General features: G+C 69.9%; 18 protein-coding genes. 15 read left to right on the top strand and 3 right to left on the bottom strand.

Going from position 1 to position 17,717, the window contains the following annotated elements:
* The first annotated feature begins 81 nt into the window (after positions 1-81).
* The 15 genes from JL108_RS08425 to JL108_RS08355 all read left to right on the top strand — a co-directional run bounded on the left by JL108_RS08425 (position 82) and on the right by JL108_RS08355 (position 15,215).
* Positions 82-615: a 2,4'-dihydroxyacetophenone dioxygenase family protein gene (locus tag JL108_RS08425; protein ID WP_205197871.1), complete on the top strand. Its 534-nt coding sequence runs from the start codon at positions 82-84 to the stop codon at positions 613-615.
* A complete protein-coding gene (locus JL108_RS08420; protein WP_205197870.1) occupies positions 612-1,400 on the top strand; it encodes an SDR family NAD(P)-dependent oxidoreductase in 789 nt (262 codons plus the stop codon). Before JL108_RS08425 ends, JL108_RS08420 begins: the two co-directional genes overlap by 4 nt.
* Positions 1,401-1,522: 122 nt before the next feature.
* Positions 1,523-2,773 (top strand): acetyl-CoA C-acetyltransferase, encoded by a 1,251-nt coding sequence (locus JL108_RS08415; RefSeq protein WP_205197869.1) that lies wholly within the window; start codon positions 1,523-1,525, stop codon positions 2,771-2,773.
* 40 nt (positions 2,774-2,813) lie between these two features.
* Positions 2,814-4,796 (top strand): acetoacetate--CoA ligase, encoded by a 1,983-nt coding sequence (locus JL108_RS08410; RefSeq protein WP_205197868.1) that lies wholly within the window; start codon positions 2,814-2,816, stop codon positions 4,794-4,796.
* Between the two features lie 40 nt (positions 4,797-4,836).
* Complete coding sequence (locus tag JL108_RS08405) at positions 4,837-5,310, top strand: MaoC family dehydratase (protein WP_205197867.1); 474 nt, start codon at positions 4,837-4,839, stop codon at positions 5,308-5,310.
* Between the two features lie 77 nt (positions 5,311-5,387).
* Positions 5,388-6,551: a thiolase family protein gene (locus JL108_RS08400; RefSeq protein WP_205197866.1), complete on the top strand. Its 1,164-nt coding sequence runs from the start codon at positions 5,388-5,390 to the stop codon at positions 6,549-6,551.
* The gene (locus tag JL108_RS08395; RefSeq protein ID WP_205197865.1) at positions 6,548-7,009 is read left to right on the top strand and encodes a Zn-ribbon domain-containing OB-fold protein; all 462 of its coding nucleotides are present in this window, start codon (positions 6,548-6,550) and stop codon (positions 7,007-7,009) included. Before JL108_RS08400 ends, JL108_RS08395 begins: the two co-directional genes overlap by 4 nt.
* A 109-nt stretch (positions 7,010-7,118) precedes the next feature.
* Entirely contained in the window at positions 7,119-7,649 is a 531-nt protein-coding gene (accB, locus tag JL108_RS08390) for an acetyl-CoA carboxylase biotin carboxyl carrier protein (protein ID WP_205197864.1), read from the top strand.
* A gap of 5 nt (positions 7,650-7,654) precedes the next feature.
* Positions 7,655-9,100 (top strand): hypothetical protein, encoded by a 1,446-nt coding sequence (locus JL108_RS08385; RefSeq protein WP_205197863.1) that lies wholly within the window; start codon positions 7,655-7,657, stop codon positions 9,098-9,100.
* Positions 9,101-9,112: 12 nt separating this feature from the next.
* Positions 9,113-10,327: a CaiB/BaiF CoA-transferase family protein gene (locus JL108_RS08380; RefSeq protein WP_205197862.1), complete on the top strand. Its 1,215-nt coding sequence runs from the start codon at positions 9,113-9,115 to the stop codon at positions 10,325-10,327.
* A 23-nt stretch (positions 10,328-10,350) separates the two neighbouring features.
* Positions 10,351-10,734, top strand: a complete 384-nt coding sequence (locus JL108_RS20205) for a Zn-ribbon domain-containing OB-fold protein (RefSeq protein WP_205197861.1) — start codon at positions 10,351-10,353, stop codon at positions 10,732-10,734.
* Positions 10,735-10,736: 2 nt separating this feature from the next.
* The gene (locus tag JL108_RS08370; protein WP_205197860.1) at positions 10,737-11,879 is read left to right on the top strand and encodes a thiolase family protein; all 1,143 of its coding nucleotides are present in this window, start codon (positions 10,737-10,739) and stop codon (positions 11,877-11,879) included.
* Positions 11,876-13,261, top strand: coding sequence for an acetyl/propionyl/methylcrotonyl-CoA carboxylase subunit alpha (locus JL108_RS08365; RefSeq protein WP_205197859.1), 1,386 nt, complete (start codon positions 11,876-11,878; stop codon positions 13,259-13,261). The genes JL108_RS08370 and JL108_RS08365 overlap by 4 nt, the downstream gene beginning before the upstream one ends.
* 29 nt (positions 13,262-13,290) lie before the next feature.
* Positions 13,291-14,427 carry an acyl-CoA dehydrogenase family protein gene (locus JL108_RS08360; protein ID WP_205197858.1) on the top strand — a complete coding sequence of 379 codons (1,137 nt, stop codon included), beginning with the start codon at positions 13,291-13,293 and terminating at the stop codon, positions 14,425-14,427.
* A complete protein-coding gene (locus JL108_RS08355; protein ID WP_205197857.1) occupies positions 14,424-15,215 on the top strand; it encodes an SDR family NAD(P)-dependent oxidoreductase in 792 nt (263 codons plus the stop codon). Before JL108_RS08360 ends, JL108_RS08355 begins: the two co-directional genes overlap by 4 nt.
* 4 nt (positions 15,216-15,219) lie before the next feature.
* Here JL108_RS08355 and JL108_RS08350 read toward each other — a convergent pair whose 3' ends face one another.
* The 3 genes from JL108_RS08350 to JL108_RS08340 all read right to left on the bottom strand — a co-directional run bounded on the left by JL108_RS08350 (position 15,220) and on the right by JL108_RS08340 (position 17,709).
* Entirely contained in the window at positions 15,220-15,822 is a 603-nt protein-coding gene (locus tag JL108_RS08350; protein WP_205197856.1) for a TetR/AcrR family transcriptional regulator, read from the bottom strand.
* A gap of 62 nt (positions 15,823-15,884) precedes the next feature.
* Entirely contained in the window at positions 15,885-16,406 is a 522-nt protein-coding gene (locus JL108_RS08345; RefSeq protein ID WP_205197855.1) for a VOC family protein, read from the bottom strand.
* Between the two features lie 79 nt (positions 16,407-16,485).
* A complete protein-coding gene (locus tag JL108_RS08340) occupies positions 16,486-17,709 on the bottom strand; it encodes a dihydrolipoamide acetyltransferase family protein (protein WP_205197854.1) in 1,224 nt (407 codons plus the stop codon).
* Between the last annotated feature and the right edge of the window lie 8 nt (positions 17,710-17,717).

The following is a 17,717-nucleotide window of genomic DNA, read 5'->3' as shown; positions in this document are numbered from 1 at the left end:
TCCTGTGATATGAGTGACGCAGGACACAGACAACACCCTGATGAGTAGATCGTCAAGGTGTCAATCCGCCGAAGGAGAAACATGTCGCCGACCGCCGCACCCGATCAGCTCGCCACACCCTATGCGGGGCCACCGTTGCCCGGGGTGGTCGAGGACCTCGTCGTCCCCGGCGTCCTCGACGACGAGATCGACGAGCGGCTCTGGGTGCCGCAGGCACCGGGCGTGCACTTCCGGCCCCTCTTGCTGAACGTCACGCAGGGCTACTGGGTCAACATCCTGCGCGTGCGGCGCTCGGGCATCCTGTCGCGCCACCGGCACGCCGGTCCCGTACACGCGATCACCCTCGCCGGCCGCTGGCACTATCTCGAGCACGACTGGTGGGCAGAGACGAACAGCTACGCCTTCGAGCCACCCGGCGACATCCACACCCTCGAGGTCCCCGAGGACTGCGAGGAGATGCGCACGCTCTTCCACGTGTCGGGCGCCTATATCTACGTCGACACCGACGGCAACCCCGTCGGCGTGGAAGACGTGTTCTCCAAGCTCGAGGCCACCCGCCGGCACTACGCCTCCCAAGACCTCGGCACCGACATCGTCGAAGGGATGATCCGATGAGCGACAGCACCGTCACCGGCAGCAACCGACTCGAGGGGCGCCGCGTCCTGGTGACCGGCGGACGAGGCGGCATCGGCGCCGCCACCGCACGCCTGGCGGCAGCAGAAGGAGCGGCCATGGTGATCGTGGCCGATATCGAGGTCGACCACGACGCCCCGCTCCTGCAGGAGCTGCGCGATCTCGGGGCCGAGGCCTTCGCGACACGACTCGATGTCGCGGACGAGCCCTCCTGGCGCTCCGTGCTCGAGGAGACGCGCGAGCGGGCGGGCGGACTCGACGTGCTGGTGAACAACGCCGGCATCACCCACCGTGAGGGTGTGCTCGACACCGACCTCGAGAACTGGGAACGCGTCATCGCCGTCAACCAGACCGGGGTCTTCCTCGGGATGAAGCACGGCGCGCAGCTGATGACTGAGACAGGTGGCGGCGCGATCGTCAACATCGCCTCGTTCACCGCCTACACCGGCTATCGGGCCTTCTCCTATGCCGCCTCCAAGTGGGCGGTACGCGGCATGACCCTGGCGGCCGCCGACGAGCTCGGGCCCCGCGGCGTGCGGGTCAACTCCGTCTCGCCGGGCTTCGTCGCCACCCCGCTGACGGTGAACGCCCCGAAGCTCGTGCAGTCCTTCGCCGCCGACGCCCCCGTCGGCCGGATGTGCGAGCCCGAGGACATCGCCGGGGCCGTCGTCTACCTCGCTTCCGATGCATCGTCCTATGTGTGCGGTCAGGATCTGGTGGTCGACGGCGGCTTCATGGCGAACAGCCTGCGACATGTCCGCGCCTGATCCGGCAGCCGCGGAGCGAGACTCTATTGACATGCTGATGATTCACTCGGCACTATGTTGCGTAGAGCGCGTGACCGCCGTCACGTTGGCGCTCCCGCGTCCGTTCAGGAGGAAGCCCGCCGATGACTGACCGAGCCGACGACCATGCGGTGATCGTCGCCGCCGCACGCTCCCCCATGGGACGCGCTTACAAGGGCGCCTTCGCGAACCTGCGCCCCGAGGACCTCGCCCGACAGATCATCCGGGCCGCTCTCGATCAAGTGCCCGAGCTCGATCCCGCCACCGTGGACGACCTCCTCCTCGGATGCGGCCAGCCAGGGGGCGAGCACGGCAACAACATCGCCCGTGTGATCGCCGTGATGATGGGGCTCGACGACGTCCCCGCCCTCACCCTCACGCGCTACTGCTCGGCCTCCATCCAGGTGCTCCGGATGGCGCATCACTCGATCCTCGCCGGTGACGGCGATGCCTTCATCACCGCCGGACTCGAGCTGGAGAGCCGCCATCGGCGCGGGACGAGCGACTACCTCCCGGCCGAGGCCCAGGAGCTCGTCGGCGGCAGCTGGCGCCATCCCGCCTTCGAGGAGCCCGATGCGGCGGCGCGTGCCCGCGAGCACGAGACCTGGAGCGATCCACGCGTCGATGGACGGATGCCGCAGGTCTACATGGAGATGGGGCGGACTGCGGAGAATGTCGCCGGCCTGAAAGGGGTGTCCCGCCGCGCACAGGACGAGTTCGCGCTCTGGTCCCAGCAAAAGGCAGAGGCGGCCCGCGAGGCCGGCTTCTTCGCCACCGACGTCACCCCGGTGCGCGACGGCGAGGGACGACTGATCGAGGCCGACGAGTCCCCCCGCCCCGGCACCACGCTCGACAAGCTGTCGGCGCTACGACCGGTCTTCCGCGAGGACGGCACCGTGACCGCCGGCAATGCCTGCCCGCTGAATGACGGCGCAGCCAGCATCATCGTCATGCGGGAGTCCCGCGCCCGCGAGCTCGGCATCACCCCGCGGGCCCGCATCGTTGCCAGCGCCGCGCACGCCATCTCCCCCGAGATCATGGGCCTGGCCCCCATCGGCGCCAGCGAGAAGGCCCTGGCCAAGGCCTCGATGACGATGAGCGATATCGACCTCGTCGAGCTGAACGAGGCCTTCGCCGCCCAGGCGATCCCCTGCGCCGACGAACTCAAGGTCCCCGACGACCGCTTGAACGTGCACGGCGGCGCCATCGCCATCGGGCACCCCTTCGCCATGACGGGCACCCGCCTGGTCACCACCCTGCTGAACTCCCTCGAGACCCGCGACCAGCAGACCGGCCTGGCAACCATGTGCGTCGCCGGCGGCCAAGGCATGTCGATCGTCATCGAGCGCGTCTGAACGGCCGCCACCGCGGACGAGCGAAAGGAAGACACCATCCATGACTGAGATCGCCGAGGCACCCAGCCAGCCCCGGGTGCTCTGGCATCCCGACGACGCCCGCCGCACGAGTGCCGTCGACGCCTACCGGCGCTGGCTGGCCACCGAGCGCGGGATCGACCTCGCCGACTATGACCAGCTGCTGCGGTGGTCGGTCGACGAGGGGCCGGCCTTCTGGTCGAGCCTGTGGGACTACTTCGAGCTCCCCGGCCGCGGTCACATCGCGCTGACCCCGGACCAGGCCGATCAGGTCTTCTGCCCGGACTGGTTCCCCGGGGCCGAGCTCAACTACGCCGAGCGGATGCTCACCCTGCCCGGCCTGGGCGACGACGACCTCGCGCTCTTCGGGCGATCGGACAGCCGGCCCGATACCCGGCTGACCGTCGCCGAGCTGCGCCGCGAGGTCGCCCGGGTCCGCTCGGGCCTGTCCGCACTCGGAGTCACCAGGGGCGACCGGGTCGCCGCCTATCTCCCCAATGTCCCCGAGACGCTGATCCTCTTCCTCGCCACCGCGAGCCTCGGGGCCGTCTTCACCTCCTGCGCGCCGGAGTTCGGCACCCAGAGCGTCATCGACCGCTGGAGCCAGATCGAGCCCAAGGTCGTCGTGGCGATCGACGGCTACCTGTTCGGCGACAAGCCGATCCGTCGCGACCGCGAGGTCCGGCACATCGTGGACGCCCTCGACTCGGTCGAGCAGTTGGTCGTGCTGCCCTATCTGCCGGGGTCCGAGCCGGTCCCCGGAGCCGATCTGCAGTGGGAGGACTGGGGCGAGGCCGCCGAGCTCGCCTTCGAGCGGGTGCACTTCGCCCATCCCCTCTACGTGCTGTTCTCGTCCGGCACGACCGGTCTGCCGAAGGCGATCGTGCACGGCCATGGCGGCATCACGCTCGAACACCTCAAGTCCCTGGCCTTCGCCCACGACGTCCAGCCCGGCGACCGGGCCTTCTGGCAGACCACGACCAGCTGGATGATGTGGAATCTCGTCATCTCCTCGCTCGGCCTCGGCGGTGCCGTCGTCATGAGCGATGTGAATCCGACGTCCCCGGACGTCGGTGCCCTCTGGCGGCTGGCCGAGGACGCCCGCATCACCCACTTCGGCACCTCCCCGGGATTCCTGCAGCTGTGCCGCCGGGCGGGATACGTGCCGCGCGAGCATGTCGATCTCACCCACCTGCTGCAGCTCGGCGTCACCGGCACGGCCTGCGCCCCCGACCTGGCCGACTGGGGGTGCGCCGCGGTCTCCGACGACGTACGTCTGATGGCCGGATCGGGAGGCACCGACATCTGCTCCGGCTTCGTCGGCGACTCCCCCGCCCAGCCGGTACGGACGGGGCGGATGGCCTCGGCCTATCCGGGTGTCGCGGTCGCCGCGGTGGATGCCGACGGCACACCGGTCATCGGCTGCCAAGGCGAGCTGGTGGTCACCAAGCCGATGCCCTCGATGCCGGTCGGTTTCTGGGGCGATGACGATCGGTCCCGGTACCGCGCGGCCTACTTCGCCGACTTCGACGGGATCTGGCGCCACGGCGACTGGATCACCTTCTGGCCCGACGGCTCCTGCGCCATCTCGGGACGCTCCGATGCGACCCTGAACCGCGACGGGGTACGGCTCGGCACGGCGGAGTTCTACGAGGTCCTCGATGTCCTCGACGGCATCGCCGACTCCTTGGTGGTGCACGTGGAGCCCACGCCCGGCGAAGGCGGCCGACTGCTGCTCTTCGTGGTGCCCGAGAACGATCAGGAGCTCGACGACACCCTCGTCGCGGCGATCAAGGCGGCGATCAAGTCCCAGCTCTCACCGCGCCATCTCCCCGATGAGATCCACGCCGTCCGCGCCGTCCCCCGCAATCTCACCGGCAAGAAGCTCGAGGTCCCGGTCAAGCGCATCCTCGAGGGCGCCGCGATCACCGATGTCGCCACCGCCGGCGCGCTGCAGAACCCCGAGAGCCTCGAGGCATTCGCCGCCCTGGCCCACCGGTCCTGAGCACTTCCGTCCATCCACCACCAGGAGAGAAGGCACGCACATGTACGACGAGAACAACTCGGTCTGGAACACGACCTTCCGGGGCAAGGCGCCCGAGGTCGGCGAGACGGCCGAGCGGACCCGCACCATCACCCAGGCGGATGTCGACGCCTTCGCCCAGGCGAGCGGCGACTACAACCCCCTGCACTTCGACGACGAATTCGTCGCCGACTCCACCATGTTCGAGGGCCGCATCTCCCACGGCGGGCTGATCATCGGTGCCATCAGCGAGGTCGGCGCCGAGGATCTCCCCGGACCGGGCAGCGTCTTCCTCAGCGTCAACTGGCGCTTCGTGGCGCCGGTCTACATCCCCGACGAGGTCACCTCGCGGGTCGAGGTCCTCGAGGTCCGTCACGACAAGCCGATCGCCAAGCTCCGCCAGACCGTCACCCGCAGCGACGGACAGATCGTCCTGGACGGCGAGGTCCTGACCTACATGTCGCCGCGTCACTCGTTGCAGCCCGCGCAGGACTGATCCGAGACTCGAGCCGGCCCGGGGGACTCCTCCCTCGGGCGGCTCGAGCCTGCCCTCACCCCCTCGAAAGGACCTCCATGGGACGCCTTGCCGACCCCCTCGGAACGATCATCGGGATCGGAGAGCTGACCCCCCAACGGCGCACGACCACCGAGACCTCGCTGGGGCTGATGGCCGATGCCGCCGCTCAGGCCGTCGCCGACGCCTGGCTGGAGCCGGCCGATATCGACGGCCTGCTCGTCGGCGTGCAGCTCGGCGAGACCCCCCAGCACGTGCCCGCGGCCACGGCGGAATACCTGGGGCTGCGACCGACGATGGCCAATGTGGTCGACCTCGGCGGCGCGAGTGCCGCGGGCATGGCCTGGCGCGCGGCCGCGGCCATCCGAGCCGGCATGTGCGAGGCCGTCCTCTGCGTCGGCGGAGCCGCCCGACCCGGCGCCTTCCCGAGCGCCAAGAACCGCAATCCCATCCGCGAGTTCGACGTGCCCTTCGGCGCCAGCGGCGCCAACACGACCTACGCGATGATCGCGCAGGCCCATATGGACCTCTACGGCACCCGGGCCGAGGACCTCGCGGAGATCGCCGTCCGCGCCCGCGCCAATGCCCAGCTCAACCCGGCGGCGATCTTCCATGGCCAGCCCATCACCGTCGAGGACGTCCTCGCCTCGCCGATGATCAGCGCGCCCATCCACCGGCTGGAGGCGGTGATGGAGGCGGCAGGAGCGGCGGCCTTCGTGGTGGTATCGCCCGAACGGGCCCGTCGGCTCGGGCGGGCCGGCGCCGACCTGCTCGGCGCCGGCGAGTACGTCACCCATCGCGCGCTCAGCGGTGCGCCATCGGTGACCTCGGGACCGCTGCGACTCGCGATGCGGCAGGCGATGGAGCGCAGCGGAGCCGACCTGGGCGATCTGGGCACCCTGCAGCTCTACGACTGCTACACCATCGTCGTCGGCGTCACGCTGGAGGATCTCGGGCTCTGCCGGCCTGGCACCTTCGGCAGCTGGCTCCGCGATCACGACTTCTCCCCCACGGGGGACTATCCGGTCAACACCCACGGCGGGCAGCTCGGCTTCAGCCAGTGCGGTCTCGCCGGACCGATGTCGCATCTGCTCGAAGGCGTGCGCCAGGTACGCGGCGAGGCCGGCCAGCGCCAGGTCGCCGACCCCCGGCTGTCCCTGGTCACCGGCAACGGCGCGACCCTCAGCGAAGCCACCGCACTCGTCCTGGGAGGGACCTCATGAGCGAGCTGAGCGCGCGGATCACCCGCCCCGACGAGTTCGCCGAGTTGCGGGTGGCTCCCCCGACCCCCACCGGCGAGTCACAGCCCTTCTGGGACGCGATCGCCGATGGCCACCTGCTCGTCCAACGATGCACGAGCTGTGGGCTGGCGCAGGGCCATCCGCGACGGCGCTGCACGCGGTGCTGGTCCGATGCGCTGGCGTGGGAGGAGGCCTCGGGGACCGCCACGATCGTCACCCACTCCCTGGTGCACCGCCCCGGACAGCAGCCGTGGTCCGCCGTCGCGCCGTACTACGTCGGGCTCGTGCGGCTGAACGAGGGAGCGGTCATGCTGACCCACCTGCTGACCGAGGGGGCGACGCCGCGGGCCGGCGGCACCTGCCGACTGGCCCCCACGCGCGTCGGCGAGTGGGTCCTGCCCTTCTTCCGCCTCGACCCTCCCACGACGACACCTTCTTGACTTACGCAACAGTCTGTCTCTTGACACGACAAGCTGTTGATTCTAACGTGATCGTCATCACTCCTTCCCGGGCGGCACTGCCCGGACCGCACCGAACGAGAGGACGTCCATGAGCGAGCAGGCCGCGGCGCGACCAACCCCCGCCCTGACCTTCGACACCGTCGTCGAGCTGCTGGGCGTCCTGGACGGTTCGGACCTGCCGACCACGATCGACTTCCGCGACGGCGGCCTGCGCCTGAAGATCCGCCGCGGAGTCGACTCCGTCCCCGCGGCTCCGGCAGTGGCCTCCGCTCCGGTATCCGCGACCCCGACCGCCGCCCCAGCCACACCCGCCCCCACGGCGGAACCCACCCCCACGGCCCCCGCCTCGGGACAGGCCGAGGATGACACCGCACCCGGCCAGACGGTCGACGCGCCGATCGCCGGCGTCTTCTACCGGGCCCCCAGCCCCGGCGCGGACCCCTTCGTCGAGGTAGGCCAGCGGGTCACCGCCGACGATGTCATCGGGATCGTCGAGGTCATGAAGCTCATGAACACCGTCCGCGCCGGAGTCGCCGGAGTGGTCGTCGCCGTGGGCGTCGAGGACGGCGAACTGGTGGAGTTCGGGCAGACCCTCGTGCGCATCGACACCGAGGCCTGAGCACCATGAGCCTCAAGATCGCCGACGAGACCTTCCGCGACGGGCCCCAGTCGCTGTGGGCCAACCGCCTGCGCACCCGCGACATGCTGCCCGCCGCCCCGCACGCGGCCGCCGCCGGCTTCGCGCGGTCGAATCTGCTCAGCGGAGTCGGCTTCGAGGTCGCCATCAGCTTCCTGCGCGAGAACCCTCTCGACCGGTTCCGACTCCTGCGTCAGCTCATGGGCGCGACCCCCAGCACCATCCTCGTGCGCAGCCGCAATCTCTTCGGCTGGACGCGCTACGCCGACGATGTCGTGACCTTCTGCCTCGAGCACCTGGCGAGCATGGGCCTGGACGAGTTCGAGGTCTTCGATGCGCTCAACGACACCCGCAATGTCGAGCACCATATTCGCGAGGGCGCACGCCTCGGCCTGCACACCTCCGCCTGCCTCACCTTCTCCGAGTCACCGGTCCATACGGACGAGTACTTCGCCACCAAGGCCAAGGAGTACGCCAGTTACGGCGCATCGGCCATCCTGCTCTACGACGCCTGCGGGGTCCTGCGCCCCGAGCGCGTCGCTCCACTCGTCGAGGCCATCCGCTCGGCGGCCCCGGGCCTCGATCTCGAGTTCAACGTCCACGACCAGACCGGCCTCGCCCTCGACTGCTACGCCGAGGCGCTCCGCGTCGGCGTGCGCGCACTGTCCAGCGCGGCCCGGCCGCTCGCCGGCAGCAACTCGGTGCCGGCGACCGCCGACGTGGTCGACCTCGCTCAGCACGCGGGTGTCGGAGTCGACCTCGACCTGGACGAGATCGCGTGGATGGACAGCTACTTCCGCTACGTGGCCTATGCCTACGGCAAGCCCCAGCGCCACGACATCGCCTACGACGAGCGCACCTACCGCGAGTACACCGGCCACCAGATCCCTGGCGGGATGATGTCGCACTATGTCGGCCAGCTCGAATCGCTCGGCCTGCTGGACCGTCTGCCCGAGGTGCTCGAGGAGGCCGCCCGCGTGCGCGTCGATCTCGGCTGCCCCGGCATGGTCACCCCCTTCAGCCAGCTCGTGGGCGTGCAGGCGATGCTCAACGTCCTCGACGGCCAGCGCTTCCACACCGTGCCCGCGGATCTGCGCGACTACGCCTCCGGCGCCTTCGGCGATCCACCCGGACCGATCGACCCCGAGGTCCTCGACCGGATCCTCGGCGACCGGCCGACCGTCGACCCCATGCCCGGCTACGCCGAGGAGATGCTGCCTGCCATCCGGCGCGATCTCCCCGCCGGCGCGAGCGACGACGACCTCTTCTTCGCCCTCTTCGCACGACCCGAGGACATCGCCGAGGTGCACGCCGCACCCCGCGACACACTCCCGGTCCGCGAGCTCTCCCCGCTCGGCGCGCTGGTCACCCAGCTCGCCGCTCGGGACGACATCACCGGTCTCGACGTCCGCATCGACCTCGAGCGACCCTGACTAGGAGGCACCATGTCCCGTCTGCCCTTGGAAGGCGTTCGCGTCGTCGCCCTGGAGCAGTACATCTCCGGGCCCTACTGCACCATGTGGCTGGCCGATGCCGGTGCCGAGGTCATCAAGGTGGAACGGCCCGACGGCGGCGATCCACGCCGCGTCTTCATGCCCCAGCGCCAGGGCGACAACGGCGAGTCGGTCTCGGGAGGCTTCTTCTCCTTCAACCGCAACAAGAAGAGCGTCACACTGGATCTGCGTTCCGATGAGGGCATCGAGGCCTACCGGCAGCTGGTCGCCACGGCCGATGTCGTCGTGGAGAACCTGCGCCCCGGCGCCGTCGACAAGCTCGGCATCGGCTATGCCGACCTGACGGCCGATCGCGACGATTTGGTCTACGCGGCCATCAGCGGCTACGGCCGCACCGAGGGTCTTCCCTTCGCTGGCCGCCCCGCCTTCGACGCCGCCATCCTCGGGATGTCCGGAATCACCCATGTGACCGGCGGCAGCGCCGACCGTCCGCCGGAGCTGCCCATGTACGGGCTGGCCGACATGACCACGGGCATCCTCGCCGGCTACCAGATCCTCATGTCCCTGTTCGATCGCGAACGCACCGGACAGGGCCGGCTCATCGACGTGAGCATGTACGACACCATGGTCGCGCTCAACGAACGTCCACTCATGCACCATGCCTTCACCGGCAAGGTCATCACCCGCGGACCGGATGCCTTCCAAGCACCGATGGGCGCCTATGAGTGCGCCGACGGCTTCATCTCCCTGGTGGTGCCCAATGACCTGATGTGGCGACGCGTCGCCGCCTGCATCGGCCGTCCCGAGCTGGCCGACGATCCCGCGACCGCCACCGGGGCCGCCCGAGCCGCCGATCCGGACTCCTATCTACCCGCGATGACGGCCTGGCTGCGTGAGCGCACCCGGGCGCAGGCCGTGGCCGAGCTCGAGGCAGCCGGCGTGCCAGTGGGCATCGTGCAGGACTCCTCGGATATCGCGGCTTGCCCCCATCTGGAGGCCCGCGGCATGTTCGTCCGGGTCCAGGACCCGGACATCGGCGAGGTGCGCATGCCCCACGCGCCCTTCGCGCTCTCGGACTCCGCCCCCGTCCCGGCACGCAGCGTGCCCCGCCTCGGCGCCGACAACGAGGAGATCCTCGGCGCCCTCGAACTCGACCAGGACCGGCTGGCCCGCGCGACCGGTGCGGCGCTGACGACCGCGCCCTGACCCTTCACCGAGGAGAGACCATCGTGACCACCCCGACGACCGAGGCCGCCACCGCGCTGCTCGGCACCCACTGCGCCACCTGCGACCGCACCTTCTACCCGGCCCGCGATCTCTGCCCCACCTGCTGGGCCGACGATCTTCCCGCCGCGTCCCTGCCGACGACAGGCACCATCGCGACCTGGACGGTCGTGCGCATGGGCAAACGCTTTCCCACACCCTATGCGCTGGCCTATGCCGACTTCGACGGCGATGTCCGCGTCCTCGGACGCGTCGCCAACTGGGAGGAGGGCCGCCCGCTGCGGCCCGGCTCCACCATCACCACGCACGCCACCGTCGAGGACACCGACGATGGCCCCCGCACCGTCGACCACAGCTTCACCGTCGACCTCGACGCCCTGGAGGACTGACCATGACGAGCTCACCTGTGCGCATCATCGGCGCCGCCCAGACCGACTTCGGCAAGTTCCGCGACCGCTCGCTCGAGTCGATCGCGATCGAGGCCGGCATCGCCGCCGTCCGCGACGCCGGGGTCGACCGCACCGACCTGCAGGCCCTGTTTTGCGGCAACGCCTATGCCGGATCCCTCGTCGGACAGCGGATCAGCAAGGAGATGGGCCTCGACGGCCTGCCCGTCTTCAACCACGAGAATGCCTGCGCCAGCGGCGCGAGCGCACTCGCTCACGCCTGCCTGGCGGTCGGCGCCGGCCAGTTCACCACCGTGCTCGTGCTCGGTGTGGAACAGCTCAGCGCCCTCGGAGGGGGACTGCTGCCGATCGGCGAGGACGACCCGGAGATCGCCGCGGGCCTGACGATGCCCGCGGCCTATGCAATGCGCACCGAGTCCTATCTGTCCCGCTTCGGCGGCAAGCCCGAGGACATCGCCCAGGTGGCGGTCAAGAGCCGCCGCCAGGCAGGCGGCAACCCGCGCGCCCAGTACCGCACCCCGGTCACCGTCGACGAGGTGATGGAGTCCCGGCTGATCGCCGACCCGATCACCCTGCTGCAGATGTGCCCCAATGCCGACGGGGCGGCCGCCCTGGTGGTGACGAGCGATCCCGCCGCCGGCGGTGACGACCGATCCGTCCAGGTGCTCTCCTCCGTGGTGGCGAGCGGCCAGTTCTTCCAGGGCTGGCGCGACATGGCATGGCCGGACATCACCCTGCGCGCGGTCGAGGAGGCCTACGACCAGGCCGGTGTCACCGCCGCGGATGTCGATGTCGTGGAGGTCCACGATGCCGCGGCGATCGGCGAGATCATGTATTACGAGGCGCTCGGCCTGTGCGAACGCGGCGAGGGGATGAGCTTCGTGTTCTCCCAGGAGTCGTCCCTGGCCGGTCGCACTGCCGTCAACACCGGTGGCGGACTGCTGTCCCGCGGCCACCCGCTCGGAGCCACCGGCGTGGTCCAGGTCGTCGAGCTCGTCGCGCAGCTGCGCGGCGAGACGGGCGCCAACCAGGTCTCCGGAGCCGAGGTCGCCCTCGCGCACTGCACCGGTGGCGGCATCTGGGGCGTCGACAACGGCGCGTGCGCCGTGCACGTGCTGGGCCGATGACCGTCCCGGGCCGCGCCGGAGGCTCCTACCGGGTCCTGATCGCCAACCGCGGCGAGATCGCGGTGCGGATCGTGCGCGCCTGCGCCGAGCTCGGCTTCGAGTCCGTCGTCGTGCACTCCGATGCCGACCGCGACGGCCTCGCGGTGCGGCTGGCAGACCGGTCCGTGTGCATCGGCCCCGCCGATGTCACCCGCAGCTATCGCTCCATCGGCACCATCGTGCAGGTCGCCCTCGCCGCCGGATGCGATGCGATCCACCCCGGCTACGGCTTCCTGGCCGAGAATGCCGAGTTCGCCCGCGCGGTGACCGAGGCGGGGCTGGCCTTCGTCGGTCCGAGTGCCGCGGCCATCGACACCATGGGCGACAAGATCGCCGCCCGCACCGCCGCTGAACGGCTCGACGTTCCGGTCGTGCCCGGTGCGACCCTCACGAATGTCGAGCCGCGGGAGGCCCTGGCGCTCGCCCGAGAGGTGGGCTTCCCGGTGCTGCTCAAGGCCTCGGCTGGAGGCGGAGGCAAGGGCATCCGGCCGGTCGCGCGCGAGGAGGACTTCGATGCCGCCTTCGCCGAGGCCACCGCCGAGGCGGTCGCGGTCTTCGGGTCCGGGGACCTCTACGTCGAGCGCTACGTCGGGGCCGCGCGTCACGTCGAGGTACAGGTCTTCGGCGACGGCGCCGGAGGGGTCGTCGTGCTCGGCGAGCGCGACTGCAGCGTGCAGCGGCGCCATCAGAAGCTCATCGAGGAGGCTCCCTCGCCGGTAGTCTCCGAGGAGGTCCGCCGTGGTCTGTGCGAGGCCGCCCGCGCCCTCGCCGCGGGCATCTCCTATGCGGGAGCGGGCACCGTTGAGTTCCTCTACGACATGGACTCCAAGGAGTTCTTCTTCATCGAGATGAACACCCGCATCCAGGTCGAGCATCCCGTCACCGAGGCCGTGCACGGGGACGATCTGGTGGCCGCCCAGCTCTGGTTCGCCGCCACTGGCGAGGTGCGCGTGAGCGAGTCCCCCGAGGGCCTGCCCGAGATCCATGCCATCGAGTGCCGCATCAACGCCGAGGACCCCCGCACCTTTCTGCCGCATCCCGGCCGGATCGCCCACCTCGAACTCCCCGGGGGCCCGGGCGTGCGGGTCGACACCCACTGCACGACCGGCTACACGATCACCCCGTACTACGACTCGATGATCGCCAAGATCATCGCCTGGGGTCCCGACCGGGACACCGCCCGGGCCCGGATGCTGCGTGCGCTACGCGAACTGCGGGTCGACGGACTGTCCACCACCGCCGACCTCCACGCCGGCGTCCTCGCTCACCCCGACTTCATCGCCTCCCAACACACCACGACCTGGCTCGAGACCACCGGCCTCGTCGCGACCCCCGGCAGCTGAACCACCCATCCCGCGAAGGAAGAACCGCCATGTATCTGACCGCCGATCACCTCGAGCTGCAGGCCCGCGCCCGCGAGGTCGCCGCCACCTTCTACGACCGCGCGACCGAGATCGACGAGACCGAGGAGTACCCCTTCCAGAACGCCAAGGACCTCGCGGCAGCGGGCTTCATGGGCCTGACCATCCCGACCGAGTACGGCGGCCCCGGCGGCAGCCTCCTCGATGTCGTCGTGGTGATTGAGGAGATCGCCAAGGCGTGCGGCGTCTCCGGACGGATCGTCGTCGACGGGAACCTCGGGGCACTCAGCATCATCATGCAAGCCGGACCGGATTGGATGAAGAAGCGCGTTGCCGAGCTGGTCCTCGCGGGTGACAAGCCCGTCATCCAGATCTCCGAGCCGGGCTCCGGCACCGATGTCAACGGCATGGGGACCACGGCGACCGTGCAGGGTGACCGCGTGGTGCTCAATGGCACCAAGACGTGGATCACCGGCGCCCGCGACTCCACCGTCAACGTGGTCGTCGCCAAGCTGATCGAAAACGGCGAGGAGCGGGGGCTCGCCGCGGTCTACGTCGAGAAGGGCACCGAGGGCTTCGACCTGGGCAAGCGCAACTACATGATGGGCCTGCGAGGCATCCCCGAGATGGACGTGCACTTCAACGATTGCGCGGTCCCGCTCGATCACGTGCTCATGTATGGGCTCAAGGACATCATGGGCCGCTACAACAACCAGCGCGTCGGGGCGGCGACGGTGGCACTCGGCCTCGCGCAGGCGGGATACGAGGATGCCCTGGCCTATGTCAAGAAGCGCGAGCAGTTCGGGCACCCGATCGCCGATTTCCAGGGCCTGCAGTGGCGACTCGTCGACTCACGCCTCGCCCTGGACGCGTCCCGGCTGCTCATCCACCGGGCGGCGGCCTCGGCGACCACCTCGGGCACCGGCCTGCCCGATCCGCAGCTCGCCGCACTCGCCAAGCTGCACGCGGCCGAGAACGCGATCACGGTGACCAGCACCGCGCTGCAGCTCCACGGTGCGCTCGGCTACAGCCGGAACATCCGGATGGAGCGCCTGTTCCGCGATGCCCGCATGTTCACCCTCGGCGGCGGCACCACCGAGGCGCTCCGCAATCTCATCGGCGCCTCGATCCTCAAGGAATCCCGGTGACCTCCTGGTCGCCCGATCTGCTCGCCGGACAGGTCGCGGTCATCACCGGCGGTGCGAGCGGCCTCGGTCGTGCCACCGCGCTCCGCCTCGCCGATGCCGGCGCGGCGGGCGTGGTGATCGCCGACCTGGAGAGCGCCCCGCGCGAGGGCGGCGAGGATACGGTCTCGCTGCTCTCGCAGCGGGGCGTGGCGGCCGAGTTCGTGTCCTGCGATGTCCGCTCGGCCGGCGACATGAGCCGGGTGATCGCCGCCGCCGAGGACCTGGGCGGTGTAGGCATCGCGGTGCCGGCGGCCGGAGTCCTGCGGATGGAGAACGTCCTGGACGTCCCCGAGGACGACTACGCGCAGATGATGGACGTGAACGTCAAGGGCACCTTCCTGACGGCACAGGCGGCCGCCCGGGCCATGGTCGACGGCGGCCGTTCCGGCGCGATCGTCACCATCAGCTCGGTCGGCGGCGTGCTCGGCTCTGCCTCGATGCCGACCTACAACATGTCCAAGGGGGCCGTGCGCATGATGACCTACTCGCTCGCGGCCTCCCTCGGTCCGCTCGGCATCCGGGTCAACGCGGTGCACCCCGGGGTGATCGAGACGGCCATGACCACCCGCGACACCGATCTCGCGGGGGAGGACGCGTCCGCGCTGCCGCTGCGCCGGATGGGCACCCCCGACGATGTCGCCGATGCGATCGTCTACCTCGCGAGCCCGCTGGCCTCGTATGTCACGGGCACCTCGCTCTTCGTGGACGGCGGATCGCACTCCACCAAGCCCGGCCGCGACTTCGGCTGAGCCCTCAGTCGAAACCCAGGGCGCGGCAGAAGATATCGGTGATGACCTGGCGGACCTGTTCCTCAGGGCCGTTCCAGACCCCCTGCACGAGGGCGTGGAAGAACATCTGATCGGTCATCACGACCAGCATCTGCACCCGGATCTTCTCGTCCTCGCGCCGCTCCGCGGGGAAGGTGTCGAGATAGTCCGTGATCTGGGCAGCGAGGCGGTCGTAGCGCGGCTGGAACTCGGTGGCGAAGTCCCGGTCGCCGGCCATCGCCTCGTGCTTGGCGGGCATCAGCTGGGCGTTGTCGCGGTACCACTGGGTCAGCCGCGAGACCCATTCCTCGATGGCCTCGCGGGTGCCCGCGATGAGCGCGGCATTGAGCTCGCGCCAGTATTCGTCGAGGTGCAGCCGGTCGTGCGCGATGACCTCGCGGAACACCGCCGACTTGTCGGAGAAGTGCAGATAGAAGGTGGCCCGGTTGATCGCCGCCTCGGTCGTGATGAGGCCGATCGAGGCACCGGAGTACCCCTCGCGCTCGAAGACCAGGGCGGCGGCATCGATGATCCGGGAACGCGTCAGGGCTTTCTGCGCCTCACGAAGCGAGCCTGGAGCGGAAGTCACATTCCGCACCCTAGTCGAAACCCGCCGACTCGACAACCTGTCGTGTCACTCGACATGTCGCTTCACCTCGTCGCGTCACGCTCCCGGAAGAAGGCCTTGCCATCGGGATAGGAGACCAGTTCGATGTACGTGCCCCACGGCGTGCGCGCATAGACCCAGCGCTGACCCTCGCTCGGCCCGGCGCTGACGGTGGGCTCGCCCAGCACCGGCACATCGTGAGCACGCAGGTGCTCGATCGCCGCGTCGAGGTCATCGACATACAGCGCGAGGTGGTGCCCGCCGATATCGCTGTTGCGCGGTGGGTGTCGCACCTGCTCCGGAGCCGAGTACTCGAACACCTCCAGCAGGGCCTGACCGGCGAGGCTGAAGAAGTGCAGTCGCTCCATCACGGTCCGCGGATGCACGTCGAGGTGCTCGGCCATCCAGTCACCGGAATCGTCGCGGAACGGGCCGTTGCCGTAGAGGTACTCGCATCCGAGCACATCGACGAGGAAGGCGCGCGCCTCCTCGAAGTCGGGCACGGTGATGCCGATGTGATCGAGGCGGCGTAGGCCCGGCAGGCCGCCCGTCCTCCGCTCACTCATGCCGCCACCGCCAGAAAGAAGAACACGATAGGACGCCGGCGGCATGAGATACCGACCATTCCTCGCTCGCTCCGCTCGCTCATGCCAGAATCCGCAGCGGGTGCTCCAACAGATCGGTGAAGCAGCGCATCCACCGTGCCGCCACCACACCGTCGACCGGTCGGTGATCGACCGACAGGGTGAAGCGCAGGACCCGTCCGACCACGGGTGCGCCGTCGACGACGATGACCTGCTCGGTCACCGCGCCGACCGCCAGGATCGACGACTGCGGCGGGTTGATGATGGCCGCGAAGTCCTCGACCCCGAACATGCCGAGATTCGACACCGAGACGCTGCCGCCCTCGAGCTCGTGCTGGGCGAGACGGCCGCTCTTGGCGCGATCGAGCAGATCGCGCGTGGAGGCCACCACCTCGCGCAGAGACCGGCCCGCGACATCGCGGACCACCGGAGTGAGCAGGCCGCGGTCGGTTGCCACCGCGATGGCGATGTCGACCCTCTCCTGGGAGTGGATCTGCCCGTCGTCCCACACCACGTTCAACTCGGGGACGGCGCGGTGGGCCTGGGCGACCGCCCGGACGATCAGGTCGTTCACCGACACCGGGGTCTCATCGTCACGCAGCTCCTCGCGGAGACTCAACAGCCGGTCCACCCGGGCGCTCCCCCGCACGTAGAAGTGCGGAATCTGCTGCTTGCTGGCGGTGAGCCGTTCCGCAGTCGCGCGTCGCACCCGGTCCGCGGCGGACGGACGCACCGGCGCTTCCACGGCGGGCGCCGGTGAAACAGAGGGCGCGCGGCTGTGATCGGCCGTTGCAGCAGCGGCCACAGCCTCCTCCACATCGCGGCGGACGATACGACCTCCCGGACCGGTGCCCCGCAGGTCCTCCACGCGCAGCCCCGCCTCCCGGGCCATGCGGCGAGCGAGCGGGCTGCTGAACACCCGAGTCGTCGGCGGCGTCGCGGGGGCCGGGGCCTCGACATCCTTCACCTCGTCGGCCGCCGGGCTTGGCCGCTCGGCACCGACGCCCAGATCCGTCAGCGCGGCCTCGGCATCGTCGACCTGTTCTCCCGGAGCCGCGATGAGGGCGATCGGCGCGCCGATCTCGACACTCGTCCCGGGCGCGACGAGCTGGCGGACGAGCAGTCCGTCGGTCTCGGACTCCAGGTCGACGATGGCCTTGTCCGTCTCGATGACGGCATACGGCTCGGCGCTCACGAGCGCCGCGCCCTCCTCGACGCTCCACTCCGCGAGGACCACCTCGGCGGCCCCCGCCGCGACGGCGGGCATGTGGATGATGCTCGGCACAGCGACTC

Origin of the sequence: Aeromicrobium sp. YIM 150415 (assembly GCF_016918125.1) — a bacterium.
GTDB classification, from domain to species: domain Bacteria; phylum Actinomycetota; class Actinomycetes; order Propionibacteriales; family Nocardioidaceae; genus Aeromicrobium; species Aeromicrobium piscarium.
Note: the sequence above shows the minus strand (reverse complement) of the source record. Positions and strands in the feature narration are given on the sequence as shown.